Consider the following 22,631-nt stretch of genomic DNA (forward strand, 5'->3'; position numbering starts at 1 on the left):
GCGCTAGTTCGCGTGCAGGGCCGGGTTGAGGGCGATGCCCTCGCCGCTGCGGGGGCGGGCCTCGACGGCGCCCGTGGCGGAGTTGCGCAGGAAGAGGATGCCCGCCTCCCCGGAGAGCGTCGTGGCCTTGACCAGCGACCCGTCCTGCAGCGTCACCTTCGTGCCTGCCGTGAGGTAGAGCCCTGCTTCGACGACGCAGTCGTCACCGAGGGAGATCCCCACGCCGGACTCGGCACCGAGCAGGCAGCGCTCACCGATGGTGATGCGTTCCTTCCCGCCGCCGGAGAGTGTCCCCATGATCGAGGCCCCACCGCCGATGTCCGAGCCGTCCCCGACGACGACGCCCGCCGAGATGCGACCCTCGACCATCGATCGGCCGAGGGTCCCGGCATTGAAGTTCACGAAGCCCTCGTGCATCACGGTGGTGCCGTCGGCCAGGTGGGCGCCGAGCCGCACGCGGTCGGCGTCGGCGATCCGGACGCCCGCCGGGACCACGTAGTCGACCATGCGCGGGAACTTGTCGACGCCGTGGACGGACACGGGGCCGCGGGCCCGCAGTGCGGCGCGGACCGTCTCGAAACCGTCCACGGGGACCGGCCCGTGGTTGGTCCACACCACGGTGGCCAGCAGGCCGAAGATGCCGTCGAGGGAGAGGGTGTTGGGCTGGACGAGCCGGTGGGACAGGAGGTGGAGCCTCAGGTAGGCGTCCTCGGTCCCGGCCGGGGCGTCGTCGAGGTCCACGACCAGGTCGACGACCCGCTGCGTGACGTGCCGGGCGTTGTCCACGCCGGACTCCGCGAGGGCCTCGAGCGTGTCCCGCAGGCCGGTCGCCGCGGCGTCGTCCATGGTGGGCCCGCCGATCCAGGGGGAGGGGTACCAGGTGTCCAGGACGGTCCCGTCGGCGGCGACGGTGGCGAGGCCGAGGCCGCCGGCCGGGCGCCCGGGAGCGGACATGGATGAGCTGGGCGTGGGAGGAGTCATGGGCACAAGTCTACCGAGGTGCGCCGTCGACCCCCGCGCGGCGCCCCGCCCGCCGCAGGCGTCGGACCCGCGCTACGGCGCTCCGCTGCCTCCCGCGGTCAGGACCGGATCCCCTGCATGCCGAGGACCAGCTCCTTCACCGACGCCGCCGGGACAGGGCGTCCGCGCTCCAGGAAGCGGGCCGCGGCAGCGGGTACGTCGGGATTCGACGAGATCACCAGCGGTGCCTCCCCGGGCTTCGACGGGAGCCTGCCATGGGTGCCCCTGACGTGGCCGGGGTCGAGCGGAACCAGGTTCATCGCATACCGGAGACCTGCTTTCTTCTTCAGCAGGTTGAGGCCCCCCTTCGCCTTCGCCCACGGGTCCGCGGGATCGAAGAACAGCTCGGCCGGGTCGTAACCCGGCTTGCGGTGGATGTCGACGCCCCGGGCATAGTCGGGTGCCCGGTCGTCGTCCAGCCAGAAGTAGTAGGTGAACCACGCGCCGGGTTCGGCCACCACCACCAGCTCGCCGGAGCGCTCGTGGTCGAGGCCGTAGCGGGCCTGCGCCTCGCGGTCGAGGACCTCGTCGACGCCCGGCACCCCGCGGAGCAGCGCGGCGACGCGAGGGACGTCCGCCGGGTCCGCGACATAGACGTGGCAGACCTGATGGTCCGCGACCGCGAAGGCCCGGGAGGTCCACGGGTCGAGCTGCTCCCTGCCGTCCTGTTCGTAGACCTCCAGCAGCTTCTCGCGGCGGAGGATGCGGTTCACGTGGACGGGCCGGTGCGCGTCCTCGATGCCGTACTCGGAGACGGCGACGACGTCCACGCCGTGCGCGAGGGCTGAGTCGAGCAGCGGTGCCAGCACCGCATCCAGGGCGGCGGCGGCCTCGACTGCCTGCGGGCTGGTCGGTCCGAAGCGTTGGAGGTCGTAGTCGAGGTGCGGCAGGTATGCCATGAGCAGGTCGAGGGAGGCCGTGCGCAGGAGGTGTTCGGTGGAGCGGGCGATCCACTCGGTCGAGCGGATCGAGGCGGTGGGCCCCCAGTACTGGAAGAGGGGGAAGTCGCCGAAGAGGCCGGTCAGTTCGTCGTGCAGCGATGGCGGGCGGACATAGGCGTCGGGCGATTTGCGGCCGTCGGCGTGGTAGATGGGGCGCGGGGTGACCACCAGATCCGTGGACATGCCCATCGCGTACCACCAGCAGACATTGCCGGCCCGATAGTCGGGCATGGTGCGCCGTGCCGTCTCCCAGAGCTTCTCGCCCTGGACGAGTTTGTTGTGCTGGCGCCAGAGGTGGATCTCGCCCAGGTCGCGGAAGTACCAGCCGTTGCCCACGATGCCGTGCTGCGCGGGATCGAGTCCCGTCAGCATGGTGCTCTGCACCGAGCAGGTCACCGCGGGGAGGACGGTCGACAACTCGGCGCTCCAGCCGCCGTCCGCGAGCCGCGAGAGGCGCGGCATGTGGGTGAGGGCAGTGGGCGTCAGCCCTACGATGTCGAGCAGCAGGACAGGTTTCACGGGCGGGGTCTCATTCGCTGGGGGAGGACTGGTGGAGGTGGGGCCGCAGGTGCGCGATGGACCAGGCGATCTCGGCGGCGATCCCCTCGACGAGCGGGACCGGACCGCCAGGGAGGACGCCCCAGGTGTAGGTCTCGATGTCGAGGTGGGCGTCGGAGCCGTGCGGCATCGCGGCGACGGCCTCGACCGCGGCGCGCAGGACCGACGTCGTGGTGGTCAGGGGAGGTTCCGGCAGGTAGTGCAGCGGCAGGTGGAAATGGACACGCCACGGTCCCCGGGCGGGAAGGACGTCGAGCGCCTCCGGGAGGTCGTCGCTGCGGAGCACACCCGCAGGGGCCGCTTCCCTCACCTGGTGGATGTACCGCGGCTCGACGAAACGCGCCAGGGCCTCCCGCGCGTGCGGCAGGGCGGGGTCCTCGACCTCGAGTGCGACGGATGCCTGGATCTTCACGACCCTCAGGCCCGCGTCGACGATGCGTCGGACCTCCGCGGCGGGGTCGGCGAAGGAGACCGCGAGATGGCAGGTATCGAGGCAGATGCCGACGAGCTCCGGGTCCAGGCCCGCCCCGACGCGCGCGGACAGCCAGTCGACGACGTCGGCGACGGAGTCGAGCACGCAGCCGGGTTCCGGTTCCACCGCCACGCGGATGGTCCGCCCCGTGGTCCTCCGGAGGTCCCGCAGGAAGGCGGAGAGTTCCACGAACGCGGCTGTCGCGGCGGCGTCCGACGCATCCGTCCACCCCTCGCGCCACGCGAGCGGCAGGGTCGAGATGGAACCCTCCATCCCGGCGGGAAGCAGACCCGCGAGGACCTGCGCACAGGCCTTCGTGTAGTCGAGCCGGTCGGGTCGCGCCCACGAGGGCTCGTACACGGCCAGCTTCACGACGTCGTCGTGGAAGCCGCCGAAGGGGAAGGCGTTGATCGTGTGGAGGTGGAGGCCTTCGTCGGACAGCGCCGCACGAAGCCTCTCGCGATCCTCCCCCGACCGGGCGAGCCGGAAAGCGAGCCCGGCCGGCAACCATAGTCCGACGCCGAGGGTCTCGAGCCCGGACCGCCGGCGGATCGGGCCCGCGTAGCGTCGGAGCTGCTCGAGCACTCCGTCCAGGTCCTCCGCGGGATGCACGTTGGTGCAGTACGAGAGCAGCATCAGGCGCGGGCTCCCCGCAGGATCGAGTTGCCCTCGAACTCCTCGCCCCGCGGATCCTCGACCTCGAAGCCGGGAATCGGATCGAGGATCAGGCGGCCGCTCTGGCCGTAGAACTCCACCGGGTTCTCCCAGAGGACCCTCTCGACGTCCTGCGGGGTGAAGCCTCCCGCAAGCATCGCGTGCCCCGTGGCGGCGGTCTTGAGCGGGTCCGACCTCCCCCAGTCAGCCGCGGAGTTCACGAGGACACGCTCCGTACCGTAATGGCGGAGGATCTCCACCATGCGCGCCTCATCCATCTTGGTGTCGGGGTAGATGGAGAAACCCAGCCACGCCCCGGCCTCCTTCACCATCTCCGCGTTGGTCTCGTTCAGGTGGTCCACGAGGACCATCCGGGGCGTGATGCCCGACTCGCGGACCACGTCGAGCGTGCGGGCGGTGCCCGCGAGCTTGTCGCGGTGCGGGGTATGGACGAGCACCGGGAGGGCGTGCCGCACGGCGAGCTCGAGCTGCCGGCCGAAAGCGACGTCCTCCGCCGGTGTCATCGAGTCGTACCCGATCTCACCGACGGCGACGACGCCGTCCTTCACGAGGTAGCGCTCGAGCTCGTCGAGCACCGGCGTGCACCGGGGGTCGTTCGCCTCCTTGGGATTGAGGGCGATGGTCGCGTGGTGGCGGATGCCGAACTGTGCGGCCCTGTGGCGCTCCCAGCCGATCAGGCCGTCGAAGTAGTCGAGGAACGATCCGACGTTGGAGCGCGGCTGGCCGAGCCAGAAGGCGGGCTCGACGAGTGCGCGCACGCCGGCCGCATACATGGACTCGTAATCGTCGGTCGTGCGGCTCGTCATGTGGATGTGGGGATCGAAGATGCGCATGGGTCAGGTCCTTCCGGAGGGTACGCCCGCGGGCACACGGATCAGGCGGTGGATGTCGGGCGGCACCGGCCGCCCTGCGGCAGTGCGTTCCCGGGCGAAATCGCGGGCCATCCGCGCGAGCTCGGCATCCGTACGGAGCTCGAGTCCGGCCACCGCCCTGAGATCGATGTCCATGAAGACCAGCTTGAGGACGGCATGCCGCCAGTCGTGCTGGTCCAGGTGGTCGCGGGCGAAGGCGCCGGCGGCTGCGGCGACCAGGCCGCGGTCATTGGTCCGCAGCGCATCCGTGGCGAGCTCGAGGCCGGTCGGCACGAGGTCCGCGGTCAGCGCCCCGTCCCCTCGCCCGGTCGAGGCGTTGAACCAGCGAAGCACCCCCCTCCGCTCGGAGGAGTCGCCCCGGAGGTAGAGGGTCCGGAGGGTCTCCGCCTGTCGGATCGGGTCGAGGACGGAGGCGAGGTGATCGAGGAGGTGGACGCGCGCCGCGTCGTCCTCGGTGCCCCGGAGGATGCCGGTCGGATCGCCTGACGGATCGAGTGGACGGCGACCCGCGAAGCGTCCCGCTCCGGGGAAGATCCGATGCACCGATCCGGGATCCTGGGACACTTCGCCGATCGCGTCGGCCATCCATCGGAGGTAGCGGCGTCGGGCGGGGACCTGCTGCCAGGCGTCCTGCAGCGCGAGCATGCTGGCGGCCACCAGTGCCGGCCCGTCGTGCGAATGGCGCGGCAGCTCCACGGCGGCGATCCCCTCGAAGCCCATCTCGTCGAGGGTCGCGAGGGCCAGCGTGAGATCGGCGTCGCCCTCCCCGAAGGGGAGGTGCTCGTGATGCGTGTCCGGCATGTCGTCGAGCTGCACGTTCGCGAGGAGATCCCCGGCCTCGAGCAGCGCCCCGCGGATGCCGTGGGGCTCCACGACGACGCAGTGGCCGATGTCCACCGTGATCCGCAGGTCACCGCCCCCGATGCGCTCGCGGAGGCGGAGCGCGTCACGGACGGTCTCCACGACCATCCCGGGTTCCGGTTCGATGGCCAGGACGACGCCCGAACGGGCAGCGGCCTGCACCAGTACTCGCACCCGTTCCTCGAGGCGCTGCCAGGCGTCCTCCTCGGAATCCCCCTCCCCGAGGACCCCGGAGAAGAAGGAGACGCAGCGGGCGCCCAGGGCGGACGCGATCTCGATCGACCGGTGCATGAAGTCCATCCGACGATCCGCGTTCGCGTGTACGAGGGCCGGGTGATGCTTGCACCTCGGGTCGAGGAGGAAGCGGACCCCGGTCTCGATCACGACCGCCAGGCCCAGCCGGTCGAGGTGGTCGCGGAGTCGCTCGAGCTCGGTCGGCAGGTCGGCGTTCCACGGGTCGAGGTGCGGATGGCCGATCGTCAGGGCGACAGCCGAGTAGCCCTGCTCGGCGATGAGTTGCAGTGCCGTGTCCAGCGGATGGTCGGCGAGTCCGTTGGTGCCGTACCCGAGGTGGAACCGCCGCGTCCCGGCAGTCCGTGCAGCCTGATCGTTGCTCATGTCTCGCTCACCTCCCCTCCACGACGCCGTGTCCGCAGGAGCGCCCCGGCGAGATCGACGGCGGCGAGGAACGCGGCGGCGCCGACGCGCCCGCCCCGGACGCCGGGAAGGACGAGAGCGGTCTGGAGCGGAACCATCGCACGGATGCCCTGCTTGGTCGCTTCCCTCGCGCGGGGGCCGCTCGGCTCCGCCACCGCGCTCCACTGCGCCGGGAGGCACCGGAGGGCGTAGGCGAGCGCACCCGCTATCGCGAGGGGATCGGCTGCCAGGGAAGGAGCGCGACGCCGGGAGGCGACGAGTACCGTCGTGAGCGTGGTCGCCGCGGAGACGCCGGCGGCCAGCGGTCTGCTCGTTCCGTGGACCTCTCCGCGCGACAGCGCGGTGACGCCGACGGTGTGGGCGGCCATGGCGAGGGCCGGCCCGGCGGCGCGGGCGGCACCGTCGGTACCCGCGCCGAGCAGCACATCGAGCCCCCGGCAGCCGCCCATGAGGAGCGGACCCGCCACCGGATGCGGCTTCGCCACGAGATCGTAGGTCCAGATGCACAGCGTGAGCGGCAGGGCGATACCGAGTGCGCGTCGCCCTCCGGCCGCTGCGGCGAGGGCGAGGCCGACGGCGGAGAGCGAAGCACCCAGGCCGAAGGCCCGCCGGGCGGAGACCCGCCCCGAGGGTATCGGCCGCTCGGGCCGTTCCTCGGCGTCGAGGTCGCGGTCGGCGAAATCGTTGAGCGCCATCCCCGCCGCATACAGGCATGCGCTGGCGGCCGGGAGCAGGAGGACGGACCGACGGCGACGTGCGGTCCGGCTGCCGGCAGCCGCGTGCCCGACGAGGCTGTCACCGAGGACGGTGAGCACGGCGGGGGCGCGCACGAGTTCGAGGTACGTTCCGAGATCGGCCATGGGTCAGGTCCCCGTCGAGGAGGGGTCGGTGAGGAGCCGCAGGGCTTCCCCGGCCTCGTGGGCCCAGTCCACGAGATGCCGGTGCTGTGCCGCGAAGGAATGCTCGTCGCTGCCCCAGGGGTCCTTGAAGAACAGTCCGAGCGCCGGGACGTCGCCGGTCCAGCCCGCCGCATCGGCGAGCGCCATCAGGCGTGCGAGGTCGAGGATCATGGGTGCCGCGAGAAGCGAGTCGTAGGCACTCCACGTCGTCTGCAGGGTGATCCGCGTGTCGAGGAACCCGCGCGCGCTCACGTGGTCCCAGGCGACTTTCGTCTCCCCGAGGTCGGGGACGTTGTCGATGTGCAGGGGTGTCACGGCACCGCCGGTGAGTTCCCTGAGGCCACGGTTCTTCGACTTCAGCTTGCCCTTCACTGCAGCGGGATCGGCGAGCGTCGCGCCGTCGCCGCCGCCCAGGAGGTTCGTGCCGGCCCAGCTGCTGATGCGCAGGCCGCGGGCGGAGAAGGCGGGCGCGAGCACCGAGCGCAGCCAGGTCTGGCCCGTCTTGCCGTCCTGTCCCGCGGTCGGGATCCCCCGCTCGAGGGCCAGCTGATGCAGGGCCGGGATCTGCAGGGCGGTCGAGGGGGTGAAGCAGATGTACGGAGAGCCCGCGAGGATCGCCGCGTAGGCGCCCACGGAACTGGGGGGGAGCAGACGTCGTCCGGGCTCTCGGAGGGCGGCCTCGAGCAGGTCGAGGTCCTCGAACTCCGGCGCCGGCCCGGGCATGGGTTCGGAGGACGCCACGTCGATGACGATCACCCGCTCGAGGCCGGCGTCGCGCTGGAAGTCGGTGATGTCGCGCGCCATCCGTGCCGCCGCCTGGGACTGGGACTCGTTCCCCTCCGTCCCCAGATAGCCCCGCCGTACTCGGGAGTCGGCCTGCTCGAGTGCCGCCTGCAGGGGACCGAGGAGCCGCGCCGGGATCATTCCCGACTCGACGAGCAGTTCCGCGCGTTTGACCATCCCGACCGCAGAGACGTCGTGTCCGGCAATGACGAGATCCGTGTACCGGGGGAGCGGGACGTCGTCGAAGTCCTTCTGTCCCGTCACCGTGCCGGTCGTGTCGGTCAGCCCCGCGGCGAGTGCCGCCAGCCCGAGGGCGGCGGTGGTCGCAACAGAGCCACGCGCGCCGATGAGCCAGAGGCCGGTGGCCCCGAAGGGGGCGGACCCGGGGGGCCCGCCCGTTGGAAGAGATCCCGGTACCCTGTCCTGCGCGTCCACTCTGGCTCCTTTGCCGACACCGATGAAGCGACCACCGAGCGTGAGTCAAGAGGGTGAGACCTCGCCGCCTGTCAGGGACTGGGCCGGTCGGACCGACGGCGTGCCGCCGGTTCCGGATGTCCTGTTCAGGTGATCGCTACTCGACGGTACGAGGGGGCGTCGAGTAGCCGCACCAGTACGTACTACCTGATCTCGCCGACGCGGTACTTGGAGCGCGGGTACCGTCAGGGTGCGGGTACCAGCGGCGGTCCGCCTGACGGTCGGCACCGTGCTCGTTAGAGTTGCCGGATGACAGACATTCAGCACGTGACACTCGACCTGACGTCCGACGTAGCCCACCTGACAGCGCGCCTGCTCGACGTCGAGAGTGTCTCCGGCAACGAGGCGGGCGTCGCGGACGCCATCGAGCAGGCCCTGCGGCGCCTGGACCACCTGGAGGTGGTGCGCGACGGCGACTGCGTCATGGCGAGGACCGGCCTCGGGCGCCCCGAGCGGGTCATCCTCGCCGGGCACATCGACACCGTGCCCCTCCCGACGGTCCCCGGTGCGCGCGGCACCGTGCCGTCCGCGTGGGACGGCGACGTCCTGTACGGGCGGGGAGCCACCGACATGAAGGGCGGTGTCGCCGTCCAGCTCGCGCTCGCGGCGGCCCTCACCGAGCCCACGCGGGACATCACGTTCATCTTCTACGACCACGAGGAGGTCGAGGCCTCCCTCAGCGGACTCGGCCGGGTGGCGGCGTCCTACCCCGAGTGGCTGACGGCGGACTTCGCGGTGCTCCTGGAACCGACGGACGGCACCGTGGAGGGCGGCTGCAACGGCACGGCGCGCTTCGACGTCCGGGTCACCGGCAAGGCGGCCCACTCGGCGCGTGCCTGGCGGGGAGTCAACGCGATCCACGGCGCCGCCGAGATCCTCGTCCGCCTGCGGGACCACGAGCCGGCCACCGTCCACGTGGACGGCCTGGACTACCGGGAGGGCCTCAACGCGGTGATGATCACCGGGGGCACCGCCGGGAACGTCATCCCGGACAGCGCGGTGATCGAGGTCAACTACCGCTTCGCCCCGGACAAGACGCCCGAGCAGGCCGAGGAGTACGTGAGGGCGCTGCTCGACGGGTTCGACGTCGAGCGGACCGATGCGGCCGCGGGGGCGCGGCCGGGCCTGCAGCACCCCGCGGCGGCGGCATTCGTCGCGGCCGTCGGCGCGGACCCGAAGCCCAAGTACGGCTGGACCGACGTGGCGCGGTTCAGCGCCCTCGGGGTGCCGGCGGTCAACTTCGGTCCCGGCGACGCGCTCCTCGCGCACACGGACGACGAACACGTGCATGCCGACGCCATCCGGGCGTGCCTGGGAGCCCTCGTGACCTGGCTGTCCTGACAGCCCTCCCACGACGAGGGACCCGGCAATCCGCCGGGTCCCTCGTCGTTCCTGCCCTGGGAGCGGCTCCCCGGTCAGGTGGAGGCCGCGTCCATGGCGATCGTGCCCACCGCGGCGGGCTTCCGTCCCTTGGTCCTGAAGCTCAGGAGGACGGACAGCCGTGTGGCGAGGGTGGACAGCGCGAAGTTGATGATGATGAAGATCGCGGCGGCGACCATCAGGGACGGGATGATGTTGCCCTCGCCGACGCCGAGCCGGCGCATGTACTGCAGGAGCTCGGGGTAGGTGATGATGAAGCCCAGCGCCGAGTCCTTGAGGATCACCACGAACTGGCTGATCAGGGCGGGCAGCATGGCGATGAGGGCCTGCGGCACCTCGATGCTGCGCAGCGACTGGTTGGCCGTCAGGCCGATGGCCATGCCGGCCTCGCGCTGGCCCCTGGGCAGCCCCTGGACCCCGGACCGGACCAGCTCCGCGATCACGGAGCCGTTGTAGAGCGTGAGCGCGATGACCACGGCGATCAGCGGCGCGTCCTGGGGTTGCACGGCACCGGAGCTGCCGAGCGCCAGCCAGAAGAAGATCATCATGAGCAGCACGGGGACGGCCCGCAGGAATTCGACGACGACGCCGGCGACCCACCGGACGGGCGCCAGGTGCGAGAGCCGGCCGACGCCGAAGATCAGGCCGAAGAGCACCGAGGTGACGATTGCGATCGCCGCCGCCTTCAGCGTGTTGACGAGCCCCGGGAGGATGAAGAACTCCCAGGTCCTCGACTCGAGGAAGGGCGTCCACATGCTCGCTTCGAGCTGCCCCTTCTCGGCCAGCGTCGAGATGATCCAGGCGAGGATCCCGAGGCCCACGAGCACTCCGACGATGTTGCCGATCAGGATGTTCCGGCGCGCGCGGGGACCCGGCGCGTCGAAGAGGACCTGCTGCGCGCTCATCGTGCCACCGCCAGTTTCCGTGAGGCCCAGGTGGTCAGCAGCCCGATGGGGATCACCAGGACCACGAAGCCGAGGGCGAAGGTGAAGAAGATCGGGATCACGAGGTCCGAGCGGAACTCGATCATGGTCTTCATGAGGCCCGAGGCCTCGGTGGCCACCGACCCCGCTGCGGCGACCGTCGAGTTCTTGATGAGCGCGATCAGCACGTTCCCGAGAGGCGCGATGGCGCCGCGGAAGGCCTGCGGGAGGATGATCAGGCGCGCCGCCGGCAGGAAGCTCAGGCCGATCGCCCGTGCGGCCTCGGCCTGCCCGAGCGGCACGGTGTTCACGCCGCTACGGATGGCCTCGCACACGAAGGCCGCGTGGTACACGGCCAGGCCCACGATGGCGATGCGGAACAGGCTCGCGTTCAGATCCGCCGCCAGGCTGATCTGCATGACGGAGAACAACCCGAGGAAACCGAAGGCCAGGATGATGGTCAGCGGCGTGTTGCGGAAGATGTTCACGTACGCCGCGCCGAACCACTGCAGGCTCGGGATGGGGGAGATGCGGAACAGGGCCAGCAGCGTGCCGATGGCGAGCGCCCAGATGGCGGCCCAGAACGACAGTTGGATATTGACCCAGAACGCGGCGAGCACGTCATAGGTCTCGAACAGCGACAGGTAGTCCTCCACGGTTCACCTCTTTCCTGGTGGGGACATGGCATTGGCGGGGCGGTCCGGGGACCACCCCGCCAATGGGGAGCGATGCTATGCGCAGGGCTCCGGCTCGGGCGGGTTCAGCTCCGCATTGAAGGTGTAGTCGGCACCCTCGGTGTTGCTGGTGATCGCCTCTTCCCAGGCGCCGTCACCGATCATCTTGGTGATCGCCGAGTTGATGTCCCCGCACCTGTCGCTGCCCTTGGGCAGACCGACCCCGTACCTCTCCTCGGAGAAGGTGTTGCCGACGACCTTGAACTTGCCCGCGTTGGCTTCCTGCGCGGCGAGGCCGGCGAGGATGATGTCATCGGTGGTGACGGCGTCGATCTGGCCGCCGCCCATTGCCGTGACGCACTCCGCGTAGCCGGGCTGCTCGACGAGCTGCACGCCCGGGTACTGGTCCTTGATCTTCTGGGCCGACGTGGACCCCGTGACCGAGCAGAGGTTCTTGCCCTCGAGATCCTCGGGGCCGGTGATGTCGCTGTCCGTGGGGACGAGCAGGTCCTGGCCCGCGACGAAGTACGGTCCCGCGAAGTCCACGGTCTCCTTGCGGGTGTCCGTGATCGAGTAGGTCGCGAAGATCATGTCGACCTGCTCGTTGGCCAGCAGGTTCTCGCGGTTCGCGGACGGCGCCTCGACCCATTCGATGTTCTCCTCGGACACCCCGAGCTCGGCCGCCACGTACTTCGCGACGTCGACGTCGAAGCCGGAGTAGGAGCCGCCCTCGTCGTAGCCGAGGCCAGGCTGGTCGAACTTGATGCCGATGCGGAGGCTCTCGCCGCCGCCCTCGCCGCCGCCGCCTTCGCTCTCGGTGCTGTCGCCGCCGCCGCCACAGGCGGACAGCGTGAGTGCTGCTACGGCAGCCACCGCGGCTGCTGCGTATCGGGTCTTTCGCATTGGTTCTCCTTGCGTCGCGGCCTCGGAAGGCCCTCGTGGGTTCTGGTGATGCGGGGGATCAGTGCGAGAGGATCTTGCCGAGGAAGTCCTTGGCGCGGTCGCTCTGCGGATTGGTGAAGAACTCCTCGGGCGTGGCCTCTTCCATGATCTGGCCGTCGGCCATGAAGATCACGCGGTCGGCGGCGCGGCGGGCGAAGCCCATCTCGTGGGTCACGACGATCATGGTCATCCCCTCCTTGGCGAGCGAGACCATCGCGTCGAGGACCTCGTTGATCATCTCGGGGTCGAGGGCCGAGGTCGGTTCGTCGAACAGCATCACCTTGGGCTTCATGGCGAGGGCCCGGGCGATGGCCACGCGCTGCTGCTGGCCACCGGACAGCTGGGCGGGGAGTTTCTGGGCCTGGTTGTCGACGCCGACGCGCGTCAGCAGCGACATGGCGAGCTCCTTGGCCTCGCCGCCCTTCATGCCCCGGACCTTGATCGGGCCCAGCGTGACGTTCTCGAGGATCGACTTGTGCGCGAAGAGGTTGAACGACTGGAACACCATGCCGACGTCGGCGCGCAGCTTCGCGAGGGCCTTGCCCTCCGCGGGGAGGACCTTGCCGTCGATGGCGATCTCGCCGTCGTCGATGGTCTCGAGGCGGTTGATGGCGCGGCACAGGGTCGACTTCCCGGACCCGGAGGGCCCGATGACCACCACGACCTCACCGCGCCCGACCTCGAGGTTGATGTCGCGCAGGACGTGGAGATCGCCGAAGTGCTTGTTCACGTTCTTGAGCGAGACGAGGGGGCTTCCCGGGGACGCGGGCGTAGCCGGTTGCGGTTCACTTGTCATGGGAGAAATCTAGCGAACTATTCCTCTCCAGCAATACACCGGGAGGGAATGGGGACGATTGTGATTAAAGTGCAACCAGTAACGAGTCCAATGCCCCCGCCATCCCGTGACGGCTTGCACCATTGGTTAGCCTAGGACAATGTCTCACTCCCAGCAGTCCCCGGCCGGTGATCGCATCGGACCTTCCAGCGCAGACGACGGCGTCCCGCAGGCAGTGCCCGACGGGCCCGCGGCGCAGGCCGCGAACGGCACGTCCCGGGCCCGTGCGAACGGTGCGCCCGCGGCGGTCAGGGCGTCGCGGCACAAGGGCCCGGTGGAACTCAGGCGCGGCCAGGCGGCGGCTCCGCAGTCCGACAGCATGCTGCTGGATACCGATACCAGCGCGGGATTCACGCGCACCGATCCGTGGCGCGTGCTGCGTATCCAGAGCGAATTCGTCGAGGGGTTCGGTACGCTGGCCGACCTCGGCCCGGCCATCAGCGTGTTCGGGTCCGCCCGCACGCCGCGGGACTCCTCCTTCTACGCCATCGGCGAGGAGGTGGGCCGGCGCCTCGTGGCGTCGGGGTACGCCGTCATCACCGGGGGAGGCCCGGGCGCCATGGAGGCCGCGAACAAGGGCGCCTGCGAGGCGGGCGGCGTCTCCGTGGGCCTCGGCATCGAACTGCCCTTCGAGCAGGGCATGAACGAGTGGGTGGACCTGGGGATCAACTTCCGGTACTTCTTCGCGCGGAAGACGATGTTCGTCAAGTACGCCAACGGGTTCATCGTGCTGCCGGGCGGCTTCGGGACCCTCGACGAGCTGTTCGAGGCGATGACCCTCGTCCAGACCCGCAAGGTCACCTCCTTCCCGATCGTGCTCATCGGTGTGGACTACTGGCGCCCGCTCATCGACTGGATCGAGGGCACGCTGCTCACCGAGGGCACCATCTCGGAGAAGGACCTCTCGCTGCTGCAGCTCGTCGACACGGCGGAGGAGGCCGTGCGGATCGTCGCTGCCTCGTCGGGGCACCGGCACGCGCCGAGCGCTGCGTCCGGGCACCACTGACAGGCGATTCTGGCACCATTGCGGTGTGACTATCTTCCTGGTGATCCTCGCCGTCCTGCTCGTGGGAGGGACCGCCCTGCTCGCCTCGGGACGCCCGCTTCCGGCGCTGCTCCGGCGTCCCGGTGCCGCCCTGCGGGCGGACCCGGCTGCCCGTCCTGCGGGTGGCGGGCTCGGTCTCGTCGAGCCGGTCGCCGGCCTGCCCCCGGTCCTGCTGCCCGAGCAGCCCTGCGCGCCGGACGTCGACGCCGTGCGGTTCGGCCTCGGCCTGCGCGGCTACCGCATGGACCAGGTGGACGAGGTCCTCGACCGGCTCGCGGCTGCCCTCGCCGAGCGGGACGCCGTCATCGGTGAGCTGCGCTCGCGGCTCTCCGCGCAGGACGCCCGGCGATGAGCGGCGCGGTCCCGGGCTCCGACGGCAGGCCGCGGTGCGGGTGGGCGGTCTCCAGTGCCGATTACGAGCTGTACCACGACCTCGAATGGGGCCGCCCCGTCCGGGACGAGGCGGGACTGTTCGAACGGCTGAGCCTCGAGGCCTTCCAGTCCGGCCTGAGCTGGATCACCATCCTGCGGAAGCGGGACGCGTTTCGCAGCGCGTTCGCGGGGTTCGTCCCGGAGGCGGTGGCGTCCTTCGACGAGCACGACGTCGCGCGGCTCATGGCCGACGCCGGCATCGTCCGGAACCGGCAGAAGATCGACGCGACGATCGCCAACGCCCGTGCCCTCCTCGCACTCCCGGAGGGCACCACGCTCGGCTCGGTCCTCGCCCGTCACCGCCCCGCGTCCGGCCCCGCGCCGGCCACCCTGGCCGACGTCCCGGCGGTCACGGCCGAGAGCACGGCGCTGGCCCGCGACCTCCGTGGCCTCGGTTTCCGCTTCGTGGGCCCGACGACGGCGTACGCCATGCTGCAGGCGACGGGGTACGTCGACGACCACCTCCGGGACTGCTGGGTCCGGGGGAGTGCGGGGCGCACCATCGACGCGGGGCCGCCCCCGGGTGCCGGCGCGCCCGACGACGGCGCGGCATGAACGGTCCGGGCACCGCCGCGACCGCCGCGACGGCGCGGCCGGTCCGGCGGCGGGCCCACTGGGCCGTGCAGGTGCTGGCGGTCTTCGTCGCCGGTCGCCTCGTGTCCACCGTGGTCTTCCTGCTCGCTGCGGCACGCCAGGGTCCCAGCCCGTGGTCCGGTCCCGCCCCCGGCTACGGCGCCTTCATCAACTTCTGGGACAGCGGCTGGTACGAACGGATCTTCACGGAGGGCTATCCGTCCGAGCTGCCGCTGGATGCCCTGGGCATGGTCACCCACAACCAGTGGGCGTTCTATCCCCTGTACCCGGGCCTCGTGCGCGGTCTGGCCGCGGTCACCGGCCTGGGGTGGGGGGTCCTCGCGCCGGTCGTGTCGGTGGTCGCGGCGGCCGGTGCGTCGCTCGTCATCTACCGCCTGTTCAGGCTGCGCGCCGAGCATCGGACGGCGCTCGCGGGGGTCGCCGTCGTGTCCTTCGCCCCCGTCGCGGCGATCCTGCAGGTGCCGTACGCGGAGTCGCTGCACCTGCTGCTGCTGGCCTCGGCGCTGTACCTCGTCTCGGTGGGCCGCTACGGCGCGGCCGGGCCCGTCGTGGTGCTCATGGGCCTGGCGCGCCCGGCCGGGGTGCCTTTCGCGATCGCCATGGGGATCCTGTTCCTCCACGCACTGTGGGCGGCACGCCGCGGGGACGATCCGGGGGCGCGTCGCACGGCGGCGGGACGCGTGCTCCCGCTGTTCCTGCTCGGCGTGGTCTCGTCGGCCGCGGCGGTCGCGTGGCCGCTCATCGCCTGGGCCGCGACAGGTCGGCCCACGGCCTACGTGGCGACGGAGACGGCCTGGCGGGGGGAAGCCCTCGTCCCGTTCCTGCCCTGGTTCGAGGCGCCGGCCGCCGTCGTCGGGCCCGCGGCGGGTGTGCTGGTGGTCGTCGGCCTCGTGATCGGGGCGGCCGGGATGTTCCTCGCGCCGTCCGTGCGCTCGATCGGCCTCGTGCCCGGCGCCTGGTGCGCCGCGTACCTGCTCTACCTCGCCGCGTTCTGGGACCCGCAGTCGAGCACCTGGCGCATCCTGCTGCCGCTGTTCCCCCTGGCACTCGCCGTCGCCTCCCCGCGCGGGGGGCGCCTGCTCTGGGTGCTCCTGCCGGTGTGCGTGCTGCTCCAGTTCCTGTGGGTGGACCGGCTCTGGGCGTGGACCCCGACCGGCCCGGACGGGGATTATCCACCATGATTGTGATCCACGCCGCACCTGAATTAGCAGGTGCAGGACTTGTGCTGAATAATAAAGGTGATGACGTGCACATCGGGGCCCTGTACAGGTCGCTGCGGTGGAGCACCGTTTACTGTTGCGCTACCGCTGATCGCGGTCGCGCCCTGTTGAAAGGGACACCCCTATGGCTGCCATGAAACCGCGTACCGGCGATGGACCGATGGAAGTCACCAAGGAGGGGCGCAGCCTCATCATGCGGGTGCCGATCGACGGCGGCGGACGCCTCGTCGTCGAACTCAACGCCGAGGAGGCAGGCCGTCTCAAGGATTGCCTGCTCGACGTCACGAACCAGCTCGCGCGCTAGGTCCCGCCACAGCGCCGTCAGGCGCGCTGCTTGACCGCCAGGAGGAGCCCGCTGCCCGTGGGCAGGAGCGCCGACACGAGGGCGTCGTTCTCGCGGACCATCCGGCCCACCTGACGCAGGGTGTTCGTCGACTGCTCGCGGACGGCCGGCTCCGCCACCCGGTCCTGGTCCAGCGCGTCGTTGACGATCATGATGCCGCCGTCCTTCAGGAGGCGGGTGGCCTGCTCGACGTACGCGGGGAGCCCCGGCTTGTCGGCGTCGATGAACACCAGGTCGTAGGCCGCATCGGTGAGCCGTGGCAGCACGTCCGCGGCGCGCCCGGAGATGGTCCGCGTGCGGTTCGAGGGGATGCCTGCTTCCGCGTACGCCTCCCGCGCGGCGCGGAGGTGGTCCACGTCCGAGTCGATGGTCGTCAGGACCGCGTTCCGGCCGAGGCCACGCAGCAGGCAGACGCCGGAGACGCCCGCGCCGGCGCCGACCTCGACGGCCGTCGTGGCCTTGGACGCGGCCGCGAGCACGGTCAGTGCCGCCCCGACGGCCGGCGTCACCGGGGTCACGCCGAGTTCGTGGGACCGGTCGCGTGCCCTGAGCAGGGTGTCGTCCTCCTCGGGGAGCCCTTCGGTGTAGGACCAGCTGCTGTGTTTGTCGGCGGCCATGGACATCCATTCTGTGATCGCGGGAGATTCCGGGGGCCATCGGCAGGCCGGAGCCCCGCCCCAACACTACTGTGCGGCGAGGGCGCACTTCCATGCGGGGCCCGCGCCGGCCACCGCCCTGCCAGCGAGTTCCCAGCTTGGTGGGAAAGACTTTTCTTTCGGGACATCCGGCGCGAGCACGGTCTCGAATCCCTGGCACCACCGTCCAGCCTCACGGCGACGGGCGGAGCAGGTCCGGAAGTCGAGGCGAAGAGGGGAACATGATGTCCAGTGTGAAGGCGGCCCAGGCAGCCGGGGAGGCGATCCCCGCCGCGGATGCGCCGATCCTCGACGAGCACGGCAACCCCTGGGTGGCGCCGTCGTGGGAGGAAGTCGTCACCAACTACTCGCCCAAGGTCTACCGGCTGGCCTACCGGCTCACCGGCAACAGGTTCGACGCCGAGGACCTCACACAGGAGGTGTTCGTCAGGGTCTTCCGGTCACTCGCGAACTTCAAGCCGGGCACCCTCGACGGCTGGCTGCACCGCATCACCACGAACCTGTTCCTCGACCAGGCACGCCGCAGGACCCGCATCCGCTTCGACGGGCTGACGGAGGAAGCGGAGAGCCGCCTGCCCAGCAAGCATCCCGGGCCCGAGCGCAGCTTCGAATTCAACAACCTCGACATCGACGTGCAGGCCGCCCTGGAGGAACTGCCACCGGACTTCCGCGCTGCCGTGGTGCTCTGCGATCTCGAGGGCCTCGCGTACGACGAGGTGTCCCGGGTGCTCGGGGTCAAGCTCGGCACCGTGCGCTCGCGCATCCACCGGGGCCGGACGATGCTGCGGGAGAAGCTCGCACACCGGGACCCCCGCGCGGCCGGCAAGAACGGCTCGGCCCTGGGCGTCCCGCGGATCGCGGGCCTGGGCTGAGGGTCATGCTCCATCCCCAGCGCTCCCTCCAGGACCTCGTGGACGGTGAGCTGTCGGATCGACGGCGCATCGCCGTGGAACGTCATGTCTCCCGCTGTTCCTCCTGTGCGGCTGCCCTCGAGCGGATCCGCGGCCTGAAGAGCGCCCTGCTGGGCCTCAGCCGGCCGCAGCCGCACCCCGACTTCCAGCGCCGGCTGCTCTCGTCGGGGTCCGGTGGTTCGCCGGAGCCCCGCGGGGTGACCGCCGGCTCGAGCGCGGCCTTCGTACGTGACCACGACGAGCAGGTCGGAGCCCGTCGGCGCCGTCGTCCGGTCCTCGCCGCTGCCGGCGGGTCCGTCGTCGTCGCGGCCGCCATCCTCGCCTCGGCCTACGTGGTGGGCTCGGAGGCCCGGCCGGTGGCGGCGGGTTCGGCGGCCGGGACGACGGCGCTGCGGTCGGGCTGGGAGTCGGTGGCCCCCCAGACGCCCACCTTCCTCGACACGGACCAGCTCGAGACGCTGCGGGCGGGCGGCTGGTACTGCCCGGAACTCGAGGCGCTCGGGTTCACGCTGCAGAGCGCTGAGGGCATCACCGTGGGCGGCAGGCCCACCCTGGAACTCGTCCTCGAGAACGACGGCGACACCGTGACCGTCTACGAGCAGAGGAAGGTCGGCGGTGGCGCGGAGCGGCGGACCGCCCCCGTGCCCCTCAACGCCGTGACCGGCAACACCGTGGCCTCCGACGGCTTCGAGCATGTCGGCGGTACGGCCCAGGACGTCTGGGTCCGAGCCGGAGTGCCGTGGCAGGCCGTCCTCGACTCGCCGTCGGTCACGTACACCGTGGTCTCGGACCTGCCCCCGGCCTCCATGCCGCAGACCCTCAGCCAGCTCGTCACCACGGAGCACGCGCAGCTCTCGCTCGCCCCGCAGGGGCAGGAGGACTCGATGGTGGATCGCATCATCCGGGGCCTGTCGATGATCACCCACCCGCAGGACGACGCCGGATAGGTCCGGGACGGAACGGGAAGGTAGTCTTTTCTCGTGTTGGGAATCAACGGTCTCGAACTCGTGGTCCTGGCGCTGATCGCCGTCATGGTGCTCGGCCCGGAGCGGCTTCCGGAGTACGCTGCCCAGCTCGCCCGGCTCGTGAAGGGGCTCCGCCGCATGGCGACCGGGGCCCGGGAGCAGCTCCGCGAGGAAGTGGGCCCCGAACTCGACGAGGTGGACTGGCGGAAGCTCGATCCGCGCCAGTACGATCCCCGCCGCATCATCAAGGAAGCGCTGCTCGACGACGTCGAGGACGCCTTCAAGCCCGTCAGCGACGGTGCACCCAGGGCTGTCCCGCCGGCAGCGTCCGGCGTCGCACGCCCCGCCCTCTCCGTACCGGTGAGCCCCCGGCTCCCGGCGGGGCAGGCCGCACCCTACGATCTCGAGGCCACCTAGGACTCCTCCCGCGACCCGCCCTTCGGGCGTCAGCGGATGCTGACCGGGAGGTGCAGGCCCGCCAGGCCGCGGGGCCGCCGTGCGAGGGCCGAGGCGATGGACTCCAGCTCGGCCCCGGCGGCCGAACCGCCCCCCTGCAGGACGAGCGGCATGCCGGCGTCGCCTCCTTCGCGGAGGGCCACGTCGAGCGGGATGCTGCCGAGCAGCGGGATCGGCGAGTCCAGCGTCGCCGACAGCCGCGCTGCGACCGCAGTGCCTCCGCCGGAGCCGAACAGCTCCAGCCGCGTGCCGTCGGGGAGTTCCAGCCAGGACATGTTCTCGATGACGCCTGCGACGCCCTGCCCGGTCTGCGCCGCCATGGCGCCCGCGCGCTCGGCCACGTCCGCGGCCGCGCTCTGCGGCGTGGTGACGACCAGGAGTTCGGAGGCCGGGAGCAGCTGGGCGACGGAGATCGCGATATCGCCGGTACCCGGGGGGAGATCGAGGAACAGCGCGTCGAGGTCGCCGAAATAGACGTCCGTGAGGAACTGCTCGAGGGCGCGGTGCAGCATGGGGCCGCGCCAGGAGATGGGCTGGTTTCCCTCGACGAACATGCCGATCGAGATCACCTTCACGCCGTGGGCGACCGGCGGCAGGATGAGCTCGTCCACCCGCGTGGGCTGCTGCGTGATGCCCATGAGGGCGGGGACGGAGAACCCGTAGACGTCGGCGTCCACGATGCCCACGCGGAGCCCCTGGGCCGCCATGGCGACGGCGAGGTTGACGGTGACGCTCGATTTGCCGACCCCGCCCTTGCCGCTCGCCACAGCGTAGACCCGCGTCAGCGACTCCGGATCGTTGAAGGGGATGCCGCGCCGGCCGCCCGCCCCCTTCAGCTGCTCCTTCAGTGCGTCGCGCTGCTCCTGGTTCATGACCCCGAGGTCCACGTCCACGCCGTCCACGCCGTCGACGGCGGTGAGCGCCGCCTCGGCGTCGCGCGTGATGGTCCCGCGCAGCGGGCAGCCCGCGATGGTCAGCAGGACGCGGATCCGCACCCTCCGTCCGACGATCTCCACGGACTCGAGCATGCCGAGCTCGGTGATGGGGCGGCGCAGCTCGGGATCGATGACCGTGTCCAGGGCCGAGCGCACGGCCTCCTGGGTGGGCAGGTCGCGGCTCACCGGGACTGCTTCCTCCCGGCGGCCTGGACCTTCGGCAGGGTGACGGTGTTCTCGGACGGCTTCCGCGGCTTCCGCTTCTGCAGCGTGAGTTCCTGCCCGTCCGTGGTCTCGAGCAGTTCCTCGAGGATGGAGCGGAGCTCGGAGCGAACGTAGTCGCGCGTGGCGACCTCCCGCAGCGCGATCCGGAGTTCGGCGATCTCCCGCGTCAGGTACTCGGTGTCCGAGAGGTTCCGTTCGGCGCGCTGGCGGTCCTGCCGCAGCGAGACGCGGTCGCGGTCGTCCTGCCGGTTCTGGGCGAGCAGCAGCAGGGGCGCCGCGTAGGAGGCCTGCAGGGACAGCATCAGCGTGAGGGCGGTGAACCCGAGCGCCGCGTTGTCGAAGCGGACGTCCTCCGGCGCGAAGGTGTTCCAGCACAGCCAGAGGATGCAGAACACCGTCATGTACAGCAGGAACTGGGGCGTGCCCATGAAGCGGGCGAAGTTCTCGGTCGCACTGCCGAAGCGGTCCGGGTTGGGCCGCGGCCTCAGGAGGAAGCGCTTCCGGACCACCCGGGGCGTGTCCAGCCCACGCGACGTCGACCTGATCTTCTCAACCACGGCGGTCGCCTCGCTTCTGTCCCGGTGCATCGTCCTGCGCCCGCCAGTCGTCGGGCAGCAGGTGGTCCAGCACGTCGTCGACGGTCACGGCGCCCACGAGCCGGCCCTCCGTGTTGACGACGGGCAGTGAATTCAGATTGTAGGTCGCGAGGATGCGCGACACCTCGCTGACGTTCGACTGGTCGCCGATCGCCTCGAGGTCGGTGTCGATGATGTTGCCGAGGGGCTCCGGTGGTGGGTAGCGCAGCAGCTGCTGGATGTGCACGACGCCCAGGTAGCGGCCGGTCGGTGTTTCCAGGGGCGGCCGGCAGACGAAGATCGAGGACGCCAGCGCGGGGGTCAGTTCCTCGCGCCGCACGTGGGCGAGCGCCTCCGCGACGGTCGCCTCAGGAGAAAGGATCACCGGCACGGTGGTCATGAGGGACCCGGCGGTGTCCTCCTCGTACTCGAGCAGGCGGCGCACGTCCTCGGCGTCGTCGGGCTCCATGAGCTGGAGCAGCTCCTCCTTCTGCGCCTCGGGGAGCTCGTTGAGGAGGTCCGCGGCGTCGTCGGGGTCCATCTCCTCGAGGACGTCGGCCGCCCGCTCGCGCGTGAGGGAGGTGAGGATCTGGACCTGGTCGTCGTCGGGCAGTTCCTGCAGCACGTCGGCGAGGCGGTCGTCCTGCAGTTCGCCGGCCACCTCGATGCGCCGCTTGTCGTTCATCTCGTGCAGCGCGTCCGCGAAGTCGGCGGCCTTGAGATCGTCGTGCTGCGCGACGAACTGGGTGGCTCCCTGCGGTTCGTCCGTGGTGCCGTGGAGGGCGTCGAGCCAGTCGATGATGAGGCGTTCCCCGCCGCGGCGCAGCCCGCGCAGGGCCGACGAGCCGCCGCGGCGCACGAAGAGCTGCGACACGTGCCAGTCGCCCGTGCGGTTGCGCTCCATCGCGACGTCCTCGACGACGGCGTTCCCGCTGCCGTCACGCAGGGTGAGGCGGCGGTCGAAGAGCTCGGCGACCATGAGCATCTCGGCGCCGCGCTGCTCGAAGCGGCGCAGGTTGACGAGGCCGGTGCAGATGATCTGCGACGGGTCCATGGAGGTGATGCGGGTCATCGGCACGAAGACGCGCTTCTTGCCGGGGACCTCGACGACGAGGCCGATGACCTGCGGCGGTTTGGCGGGACCGCGGTCCAGCACGACGGCGTCCCGCAGGCGACCGAGGCGGTCACCGAGCGGGTCGAAGACATCGAGGCCCAGGAGTCGGGCGACGAAGACGCGGGTCGAGTTGCTAGTCACCTCCCTAGGCTATCGGGCGCAGCACCACCGGGCGGCATCGGAGTCGGCCGGGG

General features: G+C 70.9%; 24 protein-coding genes. 9 read left to right on the forward strand and 15 right to left on the reverse strand.

Annotation, left to right across the window (positions count from 1 at the left end; translation table 11 throughout):
• Positions 1–3 precede the first annotated feature (3 nt).
• The 7 genes from dapD to RY94_RS02010 all read right to left on the reverse strand — a co-directional run bounded on the left by dapD (position 4) and on the right by RY94_RS02010 (position 8,173).
• A complete protein-coding gene (gene dapD, locus RY94_RS01980; RefSeq protein WP_197060564.1) occupies positions 4–981 on the reverse strand; it encodes a 2,3,4,5-tetrahydropyridine-2,6-dicarboxylate N-succinyltransferase in 978 nt (325 codons plus the stop codon).
• Positions 982–1,079: 98 nt separating this feature from the next.
• Positions 1,080–2,480, reverse strand: coding sequence for an alkaline phosphatase family protein (locus RY94_RS01985; RefSeq protein ID WP_043440987.1), 1,401 nt, complete (start codon positions 2,478–2,480; stop codon positions 1,080–1,082).
• A 10-nt stretch (positions 2,481–2,490) separates the two neighbouring features.
• The gene (gene eboE / locus RY94_RS01990) at positions 2,491–3,627 is read right to left on the reverse strand and encodes a metabolite traffic protein EboE (RefSeq protein ID WP_197060565.1); all 1,137 of its coding nucleotides are present in this window, start codon (positions 3,625–3,627) and stop codon (positions 2,491–2,493) included.
• A complete protein-coding gene (locus RY94_RS01995) occupies positions 3,627–4,499 on the reverse strand; it encodes a TatD family hydrolase (RefSeq protein ID WP_043440989.1) in 873 nt (290 codons plus the stop codon). The genes eboE and RY94_RS01995 overlap by 1 nt, the downstream gene beginning before the upstream one ends.
• A 3-nt stretch (positions 4,500–4,502) precedes the next feature.
• Entirely contained in the window at positions 4,503–6,017 is a 1,515-nt protein-coding gene (locus RY94_RS18255; RefSeq protein WP_043440991.1) for an EboA domain-containing protein, read from the reverse strand.
• Positions 6,014–6,916: an SCO3242 family prenyltransferase gene (locus tag RY94_RS02005; RefSeq protein ID WP_043440994.1), complete on the reverse strand. Its 903-nt coding sequence runs from the start codon at positions 6,914–6,916 to the stop codon at positions 6,014–6,016. Before RY94_RS02005 ends, RY94_RS18255 begins: the two co-directional genes overlap by 4 nt.
• 3 nt (positions 6,917–6,919) lie before the next feature.
• Positions 6,920–8,173, reverse strand: a complete 1,254-nt coding sequence (locus RY94_RS02010; RefSeq protein WP_082045978.1) for an inositol-3-phosphate synthase — start codon at positions 8,171–8,173, stop codon at positions 6,920–6,922.
• 288 nt (positions 8,174–8,461) lie between these two features.
• Here RY94_RS02010 and dapE point away from each other — a divergent pair, with 288 nt between their 5' ends.
• Positions 8,462–9,553, forward strand: a complete 1,092-nt coding sequence (gene dapE / locus RY94_RS02015) for a succinyl-diaminopimelate desuccinylase (RefSeq protein WP_043440996.1) — start codon at positions 8,462–8,464, stop codon at positions 9,551–9,553.
• Between the two features lie 74 nt (positions 9,554–9,627).
• Here the strand turns inward: dapE and RY94_RS02020 are convergent, their stop codons facing one another.
• The 4 genes from RY94_RS02020 to RY94_RS02035 form a co-directional block, all read right to left on the reverse strand.
• Positions 9,628–10,497, reverse strand: coding sequence for an amino acid ABC transporter permease (locus tag RY94_RS02020; protein ID WP_043440998.1), 870 nt, complete (start codon positions 10,495–10,497; stop codon positions 9,628–9,630).
• On the reverse strand, positions 10,494–11,171 hold the full coding sequence (locus RY94_RS02025) for an amino acid ABC transporter permease (RefSeq protein ID WP_043441000.1): 678 nt from the start codon (positions 11,169–11,171) through the stop codon (positions 10,494–10,496). The genes RY94_RS02020 and RY94_RS02025 overlap by 4 nt, the downstream gene beginning before the upstream one ends.
• A 75-nt stretch (positions 11,172–11,246) precedes the next feature.
• On the reverse strand, positions 11,247–12,092 hold the full coding sequence (locus tag RY94_RS02030) for a glutamate ABC transporter substrate-binding protein (RefSeq protein ID WP_043441003.1): 846 nt from the start codon (positions 12,090–12,092) through the stop codon (positions 11,247–11,249).
• Between the two features lie 58 nt (positions 12,093–12,150).
• Positions 12,151–12,927, reverse strand: coding sequence for an amino acid ABC transporter ATP-binding protein (locus tag RY94_RS02035; protein WP_052273823.1), 777 nt, complete (start codon positions 12,925–12,927; stop codon positions 12,151–12,153).
• A gap of 139 nt (positions 12,928–13,066) precedes the next feature.
• Between RY94_RS02035 and RY94_RS02040 the strand changes: the two genes are divergently transcribed.
• The 5 genes from RY94_RS02040 (at position 13,067) to RY94_RS02060 (ending at position 16,561) form a co-directional block, all read left to right on the forward strand.
• Positions 13,067–13,972, forward strand: coding sequence for a TIGR00730 family Rossman fold protein (locus RY94_RS02040; protein WP_082045979.1), 906 nt, complete (start codon positions 13,067–13,069; stop codon positions 13,970–13,972).
• A 25-nt stretch (positions 13,973–13,997) separates the two neighbouring features.
• Entirely contained in the window at positions 13,998–14,363 is a 366-nt protein-coding gene (locus RY94_RS02045; RefSeq protein WP_043441007.1) for a DivIVA domain-containing protein, read from the forward strand.
• The gene (locus RY94_RS02050; protein ID WP_052273824.1) at positions 14,360–14,998 is read left to right on the forward strand and encodes a DNA-3-methyladenine glycosylase I; all 639 of its coding nucleotides are present in this window, start codon (positions 14,360–14,362) and stop codon (positions 14,996–14,998) included. The genes RY94_RS02045 and RY94_RS02050 overlap by 4 nt, the downstream gene beginning before the upstream one ends.
• The gene (locus RY94_RS02055; protein ID WP_043441009.1) at positions 14,995–16,218 is read left to right on the forward strand and encodes a hypothetical protein; all 1,224 of its coding nucleotides are present in this window, start codon (positions 14,995–14,997) and stop codon (positions 16,216–16,218) included. Before RY94_RS02050 ends, RY94_RS02055 begins: the two co-directional genes overlap by 4 nt.
• A 163-nt stretch (positions 16,219–16,381) precedes the next feature.
• Positions 16,382–16,561 carry a DUF3117 domain-containing protein gene (locus tag RY94_RS02060; protein WP_043441012.1) on the forward strand — a complete coding sequence of 60 codons (180 nt, stop codon included), beginning with the start codon at positions 16,382–16,384 and terminating at the stop codon, positions 16,559–16,561.
• 17 nt (positions 16,562–16,578) lie between these two features.
• Here RY94_RS02060 and RY94_RS02065 read toward each other — a convergent pair whose 3' ends face one another.
• Entirely contained in the window at positions 16,579–17,217 is a 639-nt protein-coding gene (locus tag RY94_RS02065; RefSeq protein WP_043441015.1) for an O-methyltransferase, read from the reverse strand.
• Positions 17,218–17,480: 263 nt separating this feature from the next.
• Between RY94_RS02065 and sigE the strand changes: the two genes are divergently transcribed.
• From sigE to RY94_RS02080, 3 genes are read left to right on the forward strand one after another with little or no spacing between them, the layout of a single operon-like run.
• The gene (sigE, locus tag RY94_RS02070; protein ID WP_156134992.1) at positions 17,481–18,128 is read left to right on the forward strand and encodes an RNA polymerase sigma factor SigE; all 648 of its coding nucleotides are present in this window, start codon (positions 17,481–17,483) and stop codon (positions 18,126–18,128) included.
• A 5-nt stretch (positions 18,129–18,133) separates the two neighbouring features.
• Positions 18,134–19,114, forward strand: a complete 981-nt coding sequence (locus tag RY94_RS02075) for an anti-sigma factor family protein (RefSeq protein ID WP_043441019.1) — start codon at positions 18,134–18,136, stop codon at positions 19,112–19,114.
• 33 nt (positions 19,115–19,147) lie between these two features.
• Positions 19,148–19,549, forward strand: coding sequence for a protein translocase TatA (locus RY94_RS02080; protein ID WP_043441021.1), 402 nt, complete (start codon positions 19,148–19,150; stop codon positions 19,547–19,549).
• A gap of 29 nt (positions 19,550–19,578) precedes the next feature.
• On the opposite strand, the gene RY94_RS02085 is transcribed toward RY94_RS02080, so the two are convergent.
• Genes RY94_RS02085 through RY94_RS02095 form a run of 3 tightly spaced genes read right to left on the reverse strand, consistent with a single transcriptional unit; the run spans position 19,579 to position 22,578 of the window.
• The gene (locus tag RY94_RS02085) at positions 19,579–20,709 is read right to left on the reverse strand and encodes an Mrp/NBP35 family ATP-binding protein (protein ID WP_082045999.1); all 1,131 of its coding nucleotides are present in this window, start codon (positions 20,707–20,709) and stop codon (positions 19,579–19,581) included.
• A complete protein-coding gene (locus RY94_RS02090) occupies positions 20,706–21,305 on the reverse strand; it encodes a DUF1003 domain-containing protein (RefSeq protein WP_231554376.1) in 600 nt (199 codons plus the stop codon). Before RY94_RS02090 ends, RY94_RS02085 begins: the two co-directional genes overlap by 4 nt.
• The gene (locus RY94_RS02095; RefSeq protein WP_043441023.1) at positions 21,298–22,578 is read right to left on the reverse strand and encodes a magnesium transporter MgtE N-terminal domain-containing protein; all 1,281 of its coding nucleotides are present in this window, start codon (positions 22,576–22,578) and stop codon (positions 21,298–21,300) included. Before RY94_RS02095 ends, RY94_RS02090 begins: the two co-directional genes overlap by 8 nt.
• Positions 22,579–22,631: the final 53 nt, after the last annotated feature.

The organism is Arthrobacter sp. L77 (assembly GCF_000816565.1).
GTDB classification, from domain to species: domain Bacteria; phylum Actinomycetota; class Actinomycetes; order Actinomycetales; family Micrococcaceae; genus Arthrobacter_D; species Arthrobacter_D antioxidans.

Excerpts from the sequence above, each read along its gene's own strand:
- RY94_RS02040 (WP_082045979.1), top strand. The coding sequence starts at position 13,067 with ATGTCTCACTCCCAGCAGTCCCCGGCCGGTGATCGCATCGGACCTTCC.
- RY94_RS02055 (WP_043441009.1), top strand. The coding sequence starts at position 14,995 with ATGAACGGTCCGGGCACCGCCGCGACCGCCGCGACGGCGCGGCCGGTC.
- RY94_RS01995 (WP_043440989.1), bottom strand. The coding sequence starts at position 4,499 with ATGCGCATCTTCGATCCCCACATCCACATGACGAGCCGCACGACCGAC.
- RY94_RS02065 (WP_043441015.1), bottom strand. The coding sequence starts at position 17,217 with ATGGCCGCCGACAAACACAGCAGCTGGTCCTACACCGAAGGGCTCCCC.
- RY94_RS02005 (WP_043440994.1), bottom strand. The coding sequence starts at position 6,916 with ATGGCCGATCTCGGAACGTACCTCGAACTCGTGCGCGCCCCCGCCGTG.
- RY94_RS02020 (WP_043440998.1), bottom strand. The coding sequence starts at position 10,497 with ATGAGCGCGCAGCAGGTCCTCTTCGACGCGCCGGGTCCCCGCGCGCGC.
- RY94_RS18255 (WP_043440991.1), bottom strand. The coding sequence starts at position 6,017 with ATGAGCAACGATCAGGCTGCACGGACTGCCGGGACGCGGCGGTTCCAC.
- RY94_RS02030 (WP_043441003.1), bottom strand. The coding sequence starts at position 12,092 with ATGCGAAAGACCCGATACGCAGCAGCCGCGGTGGCTGCCGTAGCAGCA.
- eboE (WP_197060565.1), bottom strand. The coding sequence starts at position 3,627 with ATGCTGCTCTCGTACTGCACCAACGTGCATCCCGCGGAGGACCTGGAC.
- RY94_RS02035 (WP_052273823.1), bottom strand. The coding sequence starts at position 12,927 with ATGACAAGTGAACCGCAACCGGCTACGCCCGCGTCCCCGGGAAGCCCC.
- dapE (WP_043440996.1), top strand. The coding sequence starts at position 8,462 with ATGACAGACATTCAGCACGTGACACTCGACCTGACGTCCGACGTAGCC.
- RY94_RS02060 (WP_043441012.1), top strand. The coding sequence starts at position 16,382 with ATGGCTGCCATGAAACCGCGTACCGGCGATGGACCGATGGAAGTCACC.
- dapD (WP_197060564.1), bottom strand. The coding sequence starts at position 981 with ATGACTCCTCCCACGCCCAGCTCATCCATGTCCGCTCCCGGGCGCCCG.
- RY94_RS02075 (WP_043441019.1), top strand. The coding sequence starts at position 18,134 with ATGCTCCATCCCCAGCGCTCCCTCCAGGACCTCGTGGACGGTGAGCTG.
- RY94_RS02050 (WP_052273824.1), top strand. The coding sequence starts at position 14,360 with ATGAGCGGCGCGGTCCCGGGCTCCGACGGCAGGCCGCGGTGCGGGTGG.
- sigE (WP_156134992.1), top strand. The coding sequence starts at position 17,481 with ATGTCCAGTGTGAAGGCGGCCCAGGCAGCCGGGGAGGCGATCCCCGCC.